Source organism: Saprospiraceae bacterium, assembly GCA_016713025.1.
GTDB lineage: Bacteria > Bacteroidota > Bacteroidia > Chitinophagales > Saprospiraceae > OLB9.
On the sequence record JADJPZ010000004.1, the window covers coordinates 1,505,153 to 1,519,476 of the forward strand.

At 37.1% G+C, this 14,324-nt stretch carries 14 protein-coding genes; 9 read left to right on the forward strand and 5 right to left on the reverse strand.

Annotated elements, in window-relative coordinates:
- Nucleotides 1-34 precede the first annotated feature (34 nt).
- Nucleotides 35-505 carry an SRPBCC family protein gene (locus IPK35_12735; GenBank protein MBK8054101.1) on the reverse strand — a complete coding sequence of 157 codons (471 nt, stop codon included), beginning with the start codon at nucleotides 503-505 and terminating at the stop codon, nucleotides 35-37.
- Nucleotides 506-512: 7 nt separating this feature from the next.
- Nucleotides 513-1,199 (reverse strand): SDR family oxidoreductase, encoded by a 687-nt coding sequence (locus tag IPK35_12740; GenBank protein MBK8054102.1) that lies wholly within the window; start codon nucleotides 1,197-1,199, stop codon nucleotides 513-515.
- 386 nt (nucleotides 1,200-1,585) lie between these two features.
- Here IPK35_12740 and IPK35_12745 point away from each other — a divergent pair, with 386 nt between their 5' ends.
- From IPK35_12745 to IPK35_12770, 6 genes are all read left to right on the forward strand, one after another.
- Nucleotides 1,586-2,104, forward strand: a complete 519-nt coding sequence (locus IPK35_12745) for a Uma2 family endonuclease (GenBank protein ID MBK8054103.1) — start codon at nucleotides 1,586-1,588, stop codon at nucleotides 2,102-2,104.
- Between the two features lie 119 nt (nucleotides 2,105-2,223).
- On the forward strand, nucleotides 2,224-2,730 hold the full coding sequence (locus IPK35_12750) for a hypothetical protein (protein MBK8054104.1): 507 nt from the start codon (nucleotides 2,224-2,226) through the stop codon (nucleotides 2,728-2,730).
- Nucleotides 2,731-2,899: 169 nt separating this feature from the next.
- A complete protein-coding gene (locus tag IPK35_12755) occupies nucleotides 2,900-3,352 on the forward strand; it encodes a hypothetical protein (GenBank protein MBK8054105.1) in 453 nt (150 codons plus the stop codon).
- A 30-nt stretch (nucleotides 3,353-3,382) separates the two neighbouring features.
- Nucleotides 3,383-4,372 (forward strand): alpha/beta fold hydrolase, encoded by a 990-nt coding sequence (locus IPK35_12760; protein ID MBK8054106.1) that lies wholly within the window; start codon nucleotides 3,383-3,385, stop codon nucleotides 4,370-4,372.
- Between the two features lie 60 nt (nucleotides 4,373-4,432).
- Nucleotides 4,433-6,751, forward strand: coding sequence for a carboxypeptidase-like regulatory domain-containing protein (locus tag IPK35_12765; GenBank protein MBK8054107.1), 2,319 nt, complete (start codon nucleotides 4,433-4,435; stop codon nucleotides 6,749-6,751).
- Complete coding sequence (locus IPK35_12770) at nucleotides 6,748-6,915, forward strand: hypothetical protein (protein MBK8054108.1); 168 nt, start codon at nucleotides 6,748-6,750, stop codon at nucleotides 6,913-6,915. Before IPK35_12765 ends, IPK35_12770 begins: the two co-directional genes overlap by 4 nt.
- Before the next feature lie 411 nt (nucleotides 6,916-7,326).
- Here the strand turns inward: IPK35_12770 and IPK35_12775 are convergent, their stop codons facing one another.
- From IPK35_12775 to IPK35_12785, 3 genes are all read right to left on the reverse strand, one after another.
- Complete coding sequence (locus tag IPK35_12775; protein ID MBK8054109.1) at nucleotides 7,327-8,004, reverse strand: ATP-binding cassette domain-containing protein; 678 nt, start codon at nucleotides 8,002-8,004, stop codon at nucleotides 7,327-7,329.
- A 421-nt stretch (nucleotides 8,005-8,425) separates the two neighbouring features.
- A complete protein-coding gene (locus IPK35_12780; protein MBK8054110.1) occupies nucleotides 8,426-9,418 on the reverse strand; it encodes a hypothetical protein in 993 nt (330 codons plus the stop codon).
- A gap of 21 nt (nucleotides 9,419-9,439) precedes the next feature.
- The gene (locus IPK35_12785; protein MBK8054111.1) at nucleotides 9,440-10,231 is read right to left on the reverse strand and encodes an OmpA family protein; all 792 of its coding nucleotides are present in this window, start codon (nucleotides 10,229-10,231) and stop codon (nucleotides 9,440-9,442) included.
- A gap of 249 nt (nucleotides 10,232-10,480) precedes the next feature.
- On the opposite strand from IPK35_12785, the gene fbp reads away from it, so the two are divergent.
- The 3 genes from fbp to panB all read left to right on the forward strand — a co-directional run bounded on the left by fbp (nucleotide 10,481) and on the right by panB (nucleotide 14,231).
- On the forward strand, nucleotides 10,481-11,479 hold the full coding sequence (fbp, locus tag IPK35_12790; protein MBK8054112.1) for a class 1 fructose-bisphosphatase: 999 nt from the start codon (nucleotides 10,481-10,483) through the stop codon (nucleotides 11,477-11,479).
- Between the two features lie 17 nt (nucleotides 11,480-11,496).
- Nucleotides 11,497-12,891, forward strand: coding sequence for a T9SS type A sorting domain-containing protein (locus tag IPK35_12795; GenBank protein MBK8054113.1), 1,395 nt, complete (start codon nucleotides 11,497-11,499; stop codon nucleotides 12,889-12,891).
- Nucleotides 12,892-13,412: 521 nt separating this feature from the next.
- Nucleotides 13,413-14,231 carry a 3-methyl-2-oxobutanoate hydroxymethyltransferase gene (gene panB / locus IPK35_12800; GenBank protein MBK8054114.1) on the forward strand — a complete coding sequence of 273 codons (819 nt, stop codon included), beginning with the start codon at nucleotides 13,413-13,415 and terminating at the stop codon, nucleotides 14,229-14,231.
- Nucleotides 14,232-14,324: the final 93 nt, after the last annotated feature.

The window sequence follows — 14,324 nt, forward strand, 5'->3', positions numbered from 1 at the left end:
GGAAGATATCCGATGTTAAGTATAAGTTTTTGCTTTATAAAACCAATTTTCCAAATTCCCACTCTACTGCCTGAAATCTGTAAGCAAATATTTCATTCAACTGCTTACGTATGATCAGCTCGTTTGCAATCTGGCCCAGAAATCCAAATGGTGGCTTATAACTGACTATATCTTTCATCAGTACACCATCAGGCACTCCTTCAATAATGTGTTGGTGATGCCATATGTTGTAAGGGCCGACGCGCTGTTCATCAACAAAATATTGATGCTCTACCACTTGTGTGATCTCTGTCACCCAATCCATTTTGATACCTAATAGAGGACTTACCTTGTATGAGATGATCTGACCGGCATACATTTTTTCAGACACAGGATCATTTGTGATCTGAAATCCCATGTATGGTGGTGTAATCTTAGCCAGATTTTTTGGCGAAGAAATAAAATCCCAAACTTTTTCCAAAGTGGAAGGAATGATTTGCTCTGTTTTTAATTGATATATTCCCATAAATAATTTAAAAGTTTATTGTTGACATTCCGCCATTGATGTGAATAATTTGTCCCGTGATCCATGATGCATCATCAGAAAGAAGAAAAGCGGCCATTTTTGATATATCTTCAGGTTGGCCGATGCGCTTCAAAGGGTGACGGCGAGCATTAGATTCAATTTTTTCTTCCGTATTGATCATTGAGGCCGCCAATGAAGTTTGAGTCAATGACGGAGCTATGCAGTTTACCCTGATGGATGGAGCCAGTTCTGCCGCAAGTGCCTTTGTAAGACCTTCTATGGCACCTTTACTTGCACTGACCAAACTATGAAAATTAAAACCTTTTTGTACAGCAACCGTAGAAAACAAAACTATGGAAGCATTGCCGGATGCTTTCAATGCTAGTAACAACTGCTGTATACAATCAACCGCACCTCCTACCTGAAGATTATAGTCTTCCAAAAAGGTCTGACGTGATATTCTTCCAAATGGTTTGAGAGAAATTGCTCCCGGACAATAAATCAGACCATGGATTACATTGGGTAGATTTTCTTTGTTTAAGGGTTGCTCGTGATTATAATGAAAATAGGTGATTTTGTCACTTACAGTCTGATTGGTATTGAATGAAGCATAAACAGTATACTGCTCAGCAAGTATCTCAGCCAATGATTTACCGATTCCGCTTGATCCACCTATGACTACAAAATTTTTCATTTTATTTGATGTTATTTCAATGGTTCTTGAAAAGTGAAAGGAAACATCATACTGCAAAAATAGTTTTGCATGTGTGTATAACAAATTGCACTTTTTCAGTGTTCTTTTTAATAAATGGTAAAAGCGTGGCTGAATTGGGCGGGTCGTCCCTTCAGAGCCTGCCAAGCTATGCTTGGAATTGAGGGTAGCGATGAAGAAAACTTGAATTCGTGCAGTTTGTTATACACACGTTTTGCATGATTTTGAAAATTTTATCTTATCTTTGCTTATCTTTGTAATGACAAATTGATTGGATTTTGGAAGAAAATATCATCAAAGAACCTGAAGCAGCATATAATAATACTCATTACACATATGCTGACTATCTAAAATTTTCCTATGATGAGATGGTAGAGATCATCAAGGGTAAGATTTTCCGTATGAGTCCGGCACCTTCCAGTGGTCATCAGGGTATTTCCAGAAATTTATGCGGTATCTTATTCAATTATTTCAAAGGTAAGCAATGCCAGTTCTTTGATGCACCTTTTGATGTCATTTTGCCTGTGAAGGGAAAAGACTTTATGCAATCTGATCGTGTCGTACAACCGGATATCGTAGTCATTTGTGATCCATCCAAAATTCAGGAAAAAGGCTGCTTTGGAGCTCCCGATTGGATTATAGAAATACTTTCACCACACACCACTAAAAAAGACATTCAGGATAAATTTGATCTGTATGAGGAATCAGGAGTCAAAGAATACTGGATTGTTGAACCCAAAAACAATACAGTTGAAGTTTTTGAACTTGAAAATGAAAAATACAGAAGGGTGAGAGCTTATGTGCAAGACGATATTGTACAATGTTGCACTATCAATGGCTTATCGATTGACTTAAAGGATGTTTTTGAAGTGTACACAACCATATAAGTTTATCAAAAAGATAAATTTTAGGTTTCGCACCAAATTCTTTTCAATACTTCTTGTAAAATTAGTAAAAATTAAAAAATACTTTTATATTTGTTTTATCTTTTAAATCTTATATGATAATGGCAAGATTTCTTTTTGTTTTAATTTTTTCCACAGGCATTGCTACCGTATCTATTGGTCAGACAAATTTTGTCACTGCAGGCACACGGGTCGAATCCAATAGCAATATTCATGGATTTCCTAAAAATAAGTATGAAATTGTGATCAATTCAGATGATTCATTTGATATTGCATATGAAAAAATAAAAAATCATATCATTGATTATGGATTTAAAATTAAAACTTCTGATAAAAATAAAGGAACAATAATTACAACCAGCGAGCAAATTAAATATTGGAGATTTGATGCTCAATTGAATGTAAGTCTTATTAAAAAAGGTAAAAGTACGAAAATTGAAATTACGGGAAAGGTTGAGAGAAATTATTTTGGCGAATTATGGGATGTGGTCGAATCAACAATTCCCCATTCAATAAAAGGTGTAAATGGTCAATTGGTTGAGATGATGCATGAATTGGTACTAACTTACTATAGGTATGAAGATGAACAAGCCCTGACAATCAGATAAATTATAAGTTCATTCTGATACAAAACATTCATAATTGCTTGCAATTAAAATTTTTCCCAACACAATTTTTCCGAAGGTACAAAGATGTTGAAAGAATCTGCAAAAAGGACTATATAAGTCCTAAATTTCAATAATTTACTTTATGTTTGTGCCACAAAATCACCTGAGTATGAAACATCATCTATTCAAAGGACTTTTTGTTCTGTTTCTTTTTTTCAATTTACAGCATGCCCATAGTCAATTTTATTTTGGTGGTGGTATGAAATTCAACTCCAATACTGATTTCAAAGCATTGGGCCTTAACGCAAAACTGGGAAAAGACATTTCTGAAAAATTTGAAATCAACACTGACTTTACTTATTACATTGCGAGCAAAGCTTCCTGGTCTTTGGATTTGGATTTGCATTACAGGCTATTCAATATCAATGACAAATTATTTATAAGTCCTATGGGTGGTCTCAATTTTACAAAAACTGCTGTGATCAACAATTCCATTAGTTTGGGAGCTTCCTTCAAAGTACCTTCAGAAAAATACACCTATTACGTTGAGCCACGATGGATACTTGACAATGCACAGTTTGTATTTAGTGTCGGTGTGATTTATCCCAATATTGAGTGGTAAATAAACTTGTTCTGAAAAACATTACTTTCTATGCCGTTAATAACAGCATCAACCCCTTACAAGCCACCTCTTTGGCTTAGAAATGGTCATATCAATACTTTTTATCCTTACTTTTTCAGAAAACGCATCCAACACAAATATACAAGAAAAAGGTATAGCACACCCGATCAGGATTTTTTTGATGTGGACTGGCTTCACATCAATAATTCAAAAAAGCTCGCCATCCTTATTCATGGACTTGAAGGATCAAGTGATTCCCAATATATAATGGGCACTACACATGCTTTGGGCCAAAATGGGTTCAATATTGCAGCCTTCAACTTCAGATCATGCAGTGGCGAGATGAATCAACAGCCAGCCCTGTATCATAGTGGGTGGACTCGTGACCTACATCAACTTATCACTCATGCTGCCAATGAGTTTGATGAGATATTTATCTGTGGATTTAGTCTGGGTGGAAATGTAACTATGAAATATCTGGGAGATGGGGTATATCCACTGAGTCATAAGATAAAGGCATCAGCAGGTATCTCCGTACCTTGTGATCTGAGAGCAGGTAGCATTAAGATCATGCATCTAAAAAATCACTTTTATGAAAATAAATTTCTCGAAACCCTACTTGCAAAAATGAAAATCAAACAACAACAATTTCCTGAAGTGGCAGATTTTTCAAAGATTTCAAAAGTAAAGACGCTATGGGATTTTGATGAATATTTCACAGCTCCCATTCATGGCTTCAGAGATGCAAAAGATTATTATGCCTGTTGTAACAGTCTCCGGTTTCTGGAAAATATCAAGTTACCGTCTTTGATTATCAATGCTCTGGATGACTCATTTTTGCCAGCTTCTTCTTACCCTTACAGTCAGGCTGAATCTAACGAAAACCTTTTTTTGATGACACCAAAGCATGGTGGACATGTTGGTTTCACTACTTTTGGCACATCTCACTATTGGGTTGAAAATGAAATTTTACGATTTTTTGAGAGATATTCTGCAATTCCAGCTGGAAATAAAAAATAAAGAATCATTTCAATACAAAAATGACCATAAACACGTTATAAAAAAATACTATTCACTTTTATGGTTTCTTTCTGCAGAAAAATCGTTTTTTTACTTTTCGTCTTTATATCCATACCTATCAGTAATGCCCAGATCAAAGGAACAATTAAAGATCAAAACAAACAACCTTTAGCTTATGCTTCCATCTATATCGAAGGTACAAGCATAGGTACAGTCACCAATGCTTCAGGAGATTATGAACTGGAACTAAAAGAAATCGGTGAGTACAATATCACATGTCAATATGTAGGCTACAAAAAGGAAACATTTACGATCAGATACGACGGAAAACCTGTAACAAAACATATCGTTCTCACAGAAGATGAAAATATACTTTCAGAACTGGTAATCACGGCTGATCGTGAGGATCCGGCTTATGCTATCATCCGAAAGGCAATTAAAAAGAGAAATTATTATAAAAACCACCTAAAAAGTTATGAAGCAGATCTATATGTAAAGGGCCTTGTAAAAATAACCCAAAGTCCAAAAAAAATTCTTGGAGAAGAAATTGGTACTATGAATGGTATTCTGGACACCACTGGACAAGGCATAGTATATTTGTCTGAATCAAAGTCAAAATTTTATTATCAGCATCCCAACAAGACTAAAGAAATCATGACTTCTTCGGTCACTTCCGGGTCCAATAGTCTTTTTTCAGCCAATCAATTTTCATGGACTCTCTCATTTGATATTTATAGTGAATATCTGAATTTTAGCCGATCCGTGGTTTCACCTATCGCAGATGTGGCGTTCTCTTATTATGATTACAAACTCGAAAAGACCATCATAGACGAAACAGGGATTGGAATCAATAAAATAAGATTGATCCCTAAGTCAAAAAACGATCCTCTACTCACTGGGTATATCTACATCACCGATGATCTCTGGAACGTTCACAGTACTGATATTGTTTTGGCTGGTTCAGCACTAAAAAATACCTTTCTTGATACTATCGCCATAAAACAAATCTATCTTCCAGTCAAGGATCCCGATGTCTGGAAGCTGTTCAGTCAGGTTATCAGTTTTAGAGCCGGACTATTAGGGTTTAAAATGGGTGGCAATTTCACTTACATTTTCTCAGATTATCAACCCGAAAAAAATGTATCCGAACACTTCGTCACCAATGAAACTTTTAAGGTAGATAAGGCAGCTCTTAACAAAGACACCCTTTTTTGGCAAAAAACAAGACCGGTTCCTCTTACTGATGAAGAAATAAAAGATTACGTCCAAAAAGACTCCTTGCAGCGTTTATGGAATACTAAATCCTATATGGACTCAGTGGACAGAAAAAATAACCGGTTACGTCCGATGAGTTTAATAAGCGGATACACCTATGCAAACACCTATAGAAAACAATCCTGGACTTACACAAGTCCGCTCAATACTTTAAGATTTAATGCGGTAGAAGGATTAAAACTTGATGCAAGTATCAAATATCAGAAATCAGACTCACTCTATAGAAGATGGATCCTTGAACCCAGACTACAGTACGGTTTCTCAGATGAGATATTAAAACCCTCTATTCATGCCGAATATCGATATGACAATTACAATCAGGGGTTTTTCACATTTGATGCCGGAAAAAGGAATATCCAGTTTGACCCTCGCGAACCCGTCAACGAACGAGGCAATTCATGGGCGTCCCTATGGTCAAAACTCAATGGGATAAGGCTGTATGAAAGTAATTTCGTTGAGGCAGGTTATCGAAGAGAAGTATTTAATGGCTTTTATATAAACCTAAAGTCCGGATATCATCACCGCAAACCGGTCAAAGTCAATTCTAACTACAGTTTCAGATTCAAAAATCAATTGTATGAAGAAAACATTCCGAGTGCTGCCCTCCCGCCGTCGTCATACGCTGAAAATAAATACTGGAAGAACAAAATAAACATACTGATCCGCCCTGCACAAAAATACAGCAGCTATCCGAATTTTAAAGACAGAGATGCTTCAGACTGGCCAAATGTAGAAATCGAATTTGAATCAGGCATACCTTTGGAATCAAATTCATCACAGTTCAATAAACTCACGCTTCGTGTCAGAGACAGGTATCTCAATCTCCGGTTGTTGGGTTACACGAGTTACAACATTGAAGGTGGAAAATACTTTGGAGCTGGTCCTTCCTTTTTTGGTGATTATTTCCATCCTATGGGCAATGAATTTCTGATGCCAATTGAACCGGATTTGAGTAGTTTCAATCTACTCCCATTCTATTCATACAGTACTGACCTCCACTATGCCCAGTTTAATTTCAGGCATCATTTCAATGGTTTTATCACCGATAAAATCCCACTGCTCAATAAAACACCACTTAAGCTTGTTTTTGGATTCTCTCAATGAGTGTTCCTGAGAAAAGTCCTTATTCGGAGGCCATAATTGGCTTTGAAAATTTTCGGATAGGACCTATAAAGTTGTTTGACATTGACTATACCTGGGCTTTTGGTGCTGAAGGATTGATAGATCATGGCATCACCATCAGACTATCTCAGGTGCTGAATAATTAAAAGTGTCTTAATTTTTATAAAAATATTAATGGTATTAAAAACAAACTACCTTTAGTCAATACTTAAATTCAGTAAAAATTAAATATGTCATTTTAACAATCAAATATATTTTATACAAAACAGAAAATTGATTGCGAAAATCTGCAATCATAATCATTTAATTTACAATACATTATGATATAATTTTTCGCAGAATATTTTCTGTCCACAATAATAGCTTTAAGTTTGGGTCCACTTTAAAAAAGTCTTTGATGTTAAAAGTGAAAAACTATTTATTTCTACAAAAATGACAATCAAACGTTTTTCTTTTTGCAAGCCTTCTTATCAGGCATAGGTGAGTAAAAAGTGGTTGATTTTTATAAAATATTTGTTATCGGAACAGACTCAAGAATGTACCTAAAGTTCCTTAAGCTAACCCACTTCTGCAAGACTTCCCGATTCGCACTTGTACACTCTTGCAGGAAACTTTTGAATCAGCCTGTAATCATGTGTAGCGATGATGATGGATGTACTGAATTCTCTTGCCAGCCTGTTCAAAAGGTATAGAATTTCATCACTTGTATCAGGATCAAGGTTACCGGTCGGCTCGTCAGCTATGATTACAGGTGGATTGTTGAGCAGTGCTCTCGCTATAACTACCCGCTGTTGCTCACCGCCGGAGAGAATAGATACATTTTTTTTTTCATGACCAGCCAATCCTACCATATTCAATACCTGTAGGACTCTTGAATGCATTTGTGCCCTATCTTTCCAGCCTGTAGCCTCCAGTATGTACATCAGGTTTTTACCAACACTCCAATCATCAAAAAGTATAAAATCCTGAAATACCATGCCTATCTTACGTCTCAGCATAGGTATATTCTTTTCTTCCAAATCGTGTAGTTGAAATCCGGCTACTGACGCCTTACCGGTGCGGATCGGCAAGCTGCCATAAATTGTTTTTAGAAAACTTGTCTTTCCACTACCTGATTTGCCAATGATATAACATGTCTCTGCTGGGGCGAGATTAAAATGTACTCCCGAAAGAACCACGTTTTCATCCTGAAGGATATCTACGTTTTCAAATGAAATTACAGAAACTTTATTCAAAATACTGATTTTGCCTAATTTGGCACAAATATAGCTTTTTTTAATATTTATACTTGATGTAAATTTGATTGTAAAAATTTTACAATCAAATTTAGACATTTTCAATGAATTAAAATCAAAATTTTTCGCTATCCAATTTCTTTTGACTCTAAATTTCTTTAACAAAATTGTACCCCATTAGAATTGCCAAAAAATAAAAAAGGGAAGCGTTTTATGTCTTCCCTTTTTATACCGACGAGAATTCATTTTTCTATAGACGATGGTACTCATGTCTTTATTTTAAAAATAATTCTGTCGCCATTATAAAGACGATAAATGTCTTTAAAGTCAAGCTTCGCTTCGTCCTTACTCAAAATGAATACATTAGTTGATAATTTTTTTTTCAAACCAATTTATTTTGAGTATAAAATAACATGATTTACTACTTTTTAGGTTTACCTGCATTGAGGGCGTCCTGCAATGCCTGTAATTCATCCCACTTTCCATCTGCTGCAAGTCCCGATTGATTCGGCCACGTGCCCGGATCTGCAAGAGCAAACCGCGGTCCTGCTGCTGTAAGTATTTCCTGAATTCTGGAAACCGGTGTTTCAGAAAGTGCCTTCCACGTCTTAATGCCTGCATTATGCAGCAATGATTCTATTTTTGGACCAATACCTTCTACTGCTTTCAGATCGTCCTGTGTCCATCTACGGATTATACCGGCTTTGATGAGCCATTTTTCGAGTTTTGAATCTGTTTGCCCATCTGTAACTGTATCACTTCTTCCAGTGTCTAATGTTTTTTGAAGACTTATCAAATCATTCCATTGTCTGCTGTCAGCAAGCGCAGCCTGTTGAGGCCATGTGTTGGGATCAATGATTCTGTACTTATCTCCGTATTTATCCAAAACAGCTCTTAATGACTGTGGTGTTGCCATTGCAAGTTTACCAAAATCGTTTATGCCGTTTTCTTTAAGGACTTCTTCCATTTTAGGACCGATGCCTTCTATCACTTGTAATTTATCTCTGCCAATAGCAGTAGACCAAGCATCCCCGCTACCTGCAGAGCCTGCAGCAACATTTAAGGACTCGCTGGCAGTAGTTGCAGATATTGCGGCCGGAATGGAAGCGGAAGCAGTAGCCTCAAGCTTTACAGCTCCCGATTTGGCTATTCCGCTTGCTTCTAATTCTCTCATACGTCCACGAAGCATGGAAACATTGCCATCAGCCTCAGCTCGGGCAGCTTTACAAGTAGCGAGGTCTGCCAAAAGTCCCTCAATTCTTATGTTCAGGTTTTTATTTTCAGCGACTAAGCTTTCGACCATGTCTTTGTATTTGCCCCATAATAACCACCCGAGCCCCAAGCCCATTAAAGGTAGTAACAGCCAAGCTAACCACCATGAATCACAAAATGAAAATGAAATTAATGATATCATAATTTTTTATTTTTTAATGGATTATTTAATAATTTGCAGTTCAGTTCTTCGGTTTTTTGACCTGCCGACTTCAGTACTATTGTCTTCGATCGGTTGCTCTTCTCCTTTTGAATCAGAAGATATTTTAGTTGCATCAACACCTTTGGTGATAAGGTATTTTTTAACAATATCTGCACGTCTCTGACCCAAAATTTTATTCTTGTCAGCATCACCTATCGCATCTGTATGACCTGTCAGGACTACAGATTCGCCTGTTTTCATTAGCCTTGCGGCAACATCGTTGAGGTAGGTTTCCACTTCAGTGCTGTTGAGCTTTTGAGTTGAATTGGTCGGGAAATAAATCAGGGTTCTATCGTCAATCTCCTTGATCACTTCAGTCCTTTTACGAATATTAAATTCTACAGACTCAAATAAGGAAGATTGGTTTGATGAGTCACAATCTCGACCTTTGGCCAACAAAATAATCCGTTCATCCTGTATTTCAGGGAAAAGTTTTCGAGTATCTGCGGCTCTTGACAATCCTAATTTTTCAGTTTCTTCAGGAATCGCATTATTACAGTAATATCCTGTAATTTCCAGTGCAGTGGTGTCAGTGGCAAGTGCTGCCAAAGAATCTCTCATACGCGGCCAACCATCTCCAAGGACAGGATCGCTGCTACCCCAATTAAAAAGTATGGGACCTGATTTTACACCACTTAAGGCTGCTTCCGGAACCACATCTTTTGGTAAACAACATTTTTGATAATCCTTGTAGAACAGCCAACCCAATATGAGCCACATTAATACTAAAAGTGCTATTAATAATATTCTCATAAAAAAAGTTGGTTTAAAAAATTTTTAATAAGGGTGAAAGTTAAATAAATTTTGCAATTACTCCTTTTTTTCAATATTATTTTTAAAGTTATTTATAATTTTCTTATTGAATGCTCAATAAATCATTGATTGTTCCAAATAAAAACTGTTTGCCCCAATAACTTCATTGAGTTAAATAAATTTCCTTTTAACTGGTTTTTATCATGAAAAATAGTAATTTTACTGCACCTAACCAAATATTTTCATTGTATGAACAAGATAGTAACTCTGGATGAATTTATCATCCGATCAGAGAAGGAAAACCCGCATTCTTCAGGTAGTTTCAGCCGACTACTTAGAGATATAGGTATTGCTGCCAAGATAGTAAACAGAGAAGTAAATAAAGCTGGACTGGTCAATATTCTTGGGGTAGAAGGTAGCACCAATTCCACAGGCGATGATGTCCAGAAGCTCGATGTGTTTACTAATGAAAAATTTATTGAAACATTATCTTATTCAGGTGAAGTATGTGGTATTGCGTCCGAGGAGAACCAGGATTTTATACCTGTAAAAAATGCATCCAATACCGGTAACTACGTAGTTGTCATGGATCCGCTTGATGGATCATCCAATATAGATGTCAATGTATCGGTGGGTACTATTTTTGGAATTTACAAAAGAGTCAGTGACCCCAATAAACCCTGTGTCATAGAAGATTTTTTACAAAAAGGTTCCCAAATGGTGGCGGCTGGTTATATCTTATATGGCACTTCTACACTGCTTGTCTACTCTACCGGAAATGGTCTGAACGGATTTACACTAGATCCAAGCATTGGTGAATTTTGTCTCTCGCATAAAAACATTCAAATGCCTGTCGCAGGCAATTACTATTCGGTCAATCAGGGTTATTATCTCAAATTTGATTTGGAAATGAGGCGATATATAGATCACTGTTCTGACTTAAATTATCGGTTGAGATATATAGGAAGTATGGTTTCGGATATACACCGCATTATGTTTCAGGGCGGGATATTTTTATACCCTAATACAAGAAAGTATCCCAAAGGTAAATTGAGACTGCTGTATGAATGTTATCCGATGGCTTTTTTGATTGAACAGGCCGGAGGCACAGCTATCACTTGTAAACTTGAAAGGGTACTTGATCTCGAAATCAAATCATTGCATCAGACATCTTCTATTGCAATGGGTTCGCGGGATATGGTAAGAGATATGAAAGAATTTGTTGAAAAATATGGTGTAGTAGTATAAAACCCCCAATTCTTAAAATGACGAATCAAAAGTTATTATTGTTAGCAACTTTTTTCCTTATCCTACCTTTTGTTTTGTGCAGTCAGTTGACCATCAAAATCACTTCTGTTCCGGCAAATACTCCGGCAGATGCCACTATATATTTGGCAGGGACGATGAATGGCTGGAATCCCGGAAGCATTCAGTATGCCATGACAAAATTAAGCAATACCGAATACACTCTCACATTTACGCCCTCAACAGGTAGCCACAAATTCAAATTTACGCGTGGTAGCTGGGCCACAGTGGAAGGAAATGCGCAAGGCAGTTTTATTCCTGACAGAACTGCAACTTATGAAGGCAGTCCCAAAACGGTTGAACTGACTATCGCCGGGTGGGAAGGAGCTTCCACTGCCCCATCGACAGCAAGCGCTCAAGTAAGGATATTATCAGACACCTTCCTGATACCACAATTGAACAGAAAAAGAAGGATATGGGCGTATCTGCCCAAAGATTACAATTCATCAGCAAAATCTTATCCGGTCTTGTATATGCATGACGGACAAAATCTTTTTGATAAAAAAACAAGTTTTTCCGGCGAATGGGGCGTGGATGAATCTTTAGATTCTCTCTTTGACAGAGGGGACTATGGATGTATAGTAGTAGGTATAGATAATGGAGGGAGCAATAGGCTCAATGAATACTCTCCATGGGTAAATGCACAATATGGCGGAGGACAAGGAGATGAGTATATAGATTTCATTGTAAATACACTTAAACCTTATATTGACAAAAATTACAGAACCCTTGCAGACAGAGATCATACAGGAATGATGGGAAGTTCAATGGGTGGTTTGATATCAATGTATGCCGGCATAGCTTACCCTGAAATATTTGGAAAAACCGGAGCACTATCTTCTTCCTATTGGTTCTCTCTGGACAGTTACAAACAGGTTTCGGACACTGGTGTAAAACCTCAAAGTTATTTCTACTTACTTGCCGGAGCACAGGAAGGAGGAAATCAGATAGGTGACATGGAAAAAATGAACAATACGCTCAAGAATGCAGGAGCATCAGAACATCAGGTATACAAAATAAGCCATACAGATGGCAAACACTCCGAGTGGTATTGGGCGCGTGAGTTTCCTGCCGCCTACAAATGGCTTTTCAATAAAAACACAACTGCCACTACTTCATTTGATGAAAATATACACTTTGAAGTAAAATATGAAGAGTCATTTTTGAAATTTTCAGGTCCTGAACATTTAGCCAATAAAAATATGACACTTTTTGATCTCTCAGGTAAAGAATTACTAAACAAACCTATAGGAAAAGAGATGAGAGTCGATATTTTAAATCTGAATCTTATAAATGGAATTTATTTGATTCAGGTAGGCAACAAAAGCATTAAAATATATCTGAATCAAAAATGATATGCTGCTTTGTAAATTACTAATGAATAATTTGGGTGTATCCCAAAATTGCACTATATTATATAATTTTTAAGTTTCCAATTTAGTGGATTATCATAATAGTCAAGAGTTAAAGGGTGAGATGTCTCAAGCGTAGCTTGACAGGCTCTTAAGGGAATCAGGGTTATTGGGAAGGTAATTTGGCTTTTCTTACCCCTGCCCCCTAAAGGGGAATTCAGCGCTTTTATTAGGAGAATTTGGGTGGGTCGTCTCAAGCGTAGCTTGACAGGCTCTTCAGAGCTTGCCAAGCTATGCTTGGGATTGAGGGTAGCGGGCAATTTAAAAAATTTTACTGCAAAAATGGGATACACCCATTAATTTCGAATTTCCTATGAATTTTTAAAATTATTGTTATCAGGTATCTCTCCAAAAGTTTTCTAATAATTAATTTTTAGGTTTTATATAAAGATAAAATACCCCGATCACCCTTCGAACATGAAAAATTTCGGACATTTGCTGCCACATATTCAAATCTTATAAAAATGTCAGCAGCAAAAAAAGAAGTAAAAAGAATCACAACCCACGTATTGCACGCGATGAAAGAGCAGGGAGAGAAAATTTCTATGCTTACTGCATATGATTACTCCATTGCAAAAATCCTTGATGCGGCAGGTATTGATATTTTGCTCGTTGGGGATTCTGCTTCCAATGTGATGGCCGGACATGAAACAACACTCCCTATCACACTGGAACAGATGATTTACCATGCCCAATCAGTCGTGAGAGCTGTAGAGCGCACTTTTGTCGTTGTAGACCTTCCATTCGGTTCTTATCAGGGCAATAGCACTAAGGCACTCAATTCAGCGATAGCTATCATGAAAGAATCAGGAGCACATGCTGTCAAACTGGAAGGAGGAGCAGAAATTGAAGACTCGGTCAGAAGAATACTGTCTGCTGGTGTACCCGTCATGGGACATTTGGGGTTGACACCACAAAGCATTTACAAGTTTGGAACTTATACAGTTCGGGCTAAAGAAGAAGCTGAAGCCCAAAAACTATTTGAAGATGCCTTGCTTCTGCAGGAAATAGGTTGTTTTGCTATTGTTCTGGAAAAAATCCCGGCAACATTAGGTCGTAAGGTAGCTCAGGCGTTGCACATTCCTGTTATCGGCATAGGCGCCGGCAATGGCACTGATGGGCAAGTATTAGTTGTTCATGATATGTTAGGCATAACAAAAGACTTCAACCCACGTTTCTTAAGAAGGTATCTAAATTTATTTGAAACAATCAAAGGCGCTGCAGAACAATACTCTAATGATGTCAAAGCCGGCAATTTCCCAAGTGAAGATGAACAGTATTAGAGAACAGGGAGAAAAGAGCTTGGCTCAAGGAGATCTCTGACAGTTTGCAAAAAAAAAATGGAGTGAAAGGTTGTACACCAACGAATTGAAAAA

Bases quoted from the DNA above. Each gene is read 5' to 3' on its own strand.
- IPK35_12770 (MBK8054108.1), top strand. From the start codon at position 6,748: ATGAGTGTTCCTGAGAAAAGTCCTTATTCGGAGGCCATAATTGGCTTT.
- IPK35_12760 (MBK8054106.1), top strand. From the start codon at position 3,383: ATGCCGTTAATAACAGCATCAACCCCTTACAAGCCACCTCTTTGGCTT.
- IPK35_12745 (MBK8054103.1), top strand. From the start codon at position 1,586: ATGGTAGAGATCATCAAGGGTAAGATTTTCCGTATGAGTCCGGCACCT.
- IPK35_12755 (MBK8054105.1), top strand. From the start codon at position 2,900: ATGAAACATCATCTATTCAAAGGACTTTTTGTTCTGTTTCTTTTTTTC.
- IPK35_12795 (MBK8054113.1), top strand. From the start codon at position 11,497: ATGACGAATCAAAAGTTATTATTGTTAGCAACTTTTTTCCTTATCCTA.
- IPK35_12735 (MBK8054101.1), bottom strand. From the start codon at position 505: ATGGGAATATATCAATTAAAAACAGAGCAAATCATTCCTTCCACTTTG.
- IPK35_12750 (MBK8054104.1), top strand. From the start codon at position 2,224: ATGGCAAGATTTCTTTTTGTTTTAATTTTTTCCACAGGCATTGCTACC.
- IPK35_12740 (MBK8054102.1), bottom strand. From the start codon at position 1,199: ATGAAAAATTTTGTAGTCATAGGTGGATCAAGCGGAATCGGTAAATCA.
- fbp (MBK8054112.1), top strand. From the start codon at position 10,481: ATGAACAAGATAGTAACTCTGGATGAATTTATCATCCGATCAGAGAAG.
- panB (MBK8054114.1), top strand. From the start codon at position 13,413: ATGTCAGCAGCAAAAAAAGAAGTAAAAAGAATCACAACCCACGTATTG.
- IPK35_12765 (MBK8054107.1), top strand. From the start codon at position 4,433: ATGGTTTCTTTCTGCAGAAAAATCGTTTTTTTACTTTTCGTCTTTATA.
- IPK35_12780 (MBK8054110.1), bottom strand. From the start codon at position 9,418: ATGATATCATTAATTTCATTTTCATTTTGTGATTCATGGTGGTTAGCT.
- IPK35_12785 (MBK8054111.1), bottom strand. From the start codon at position 10,231: ATGAGAATATTATTAATAGCACTTTTAGTATTAATGTGGCTCATATTG.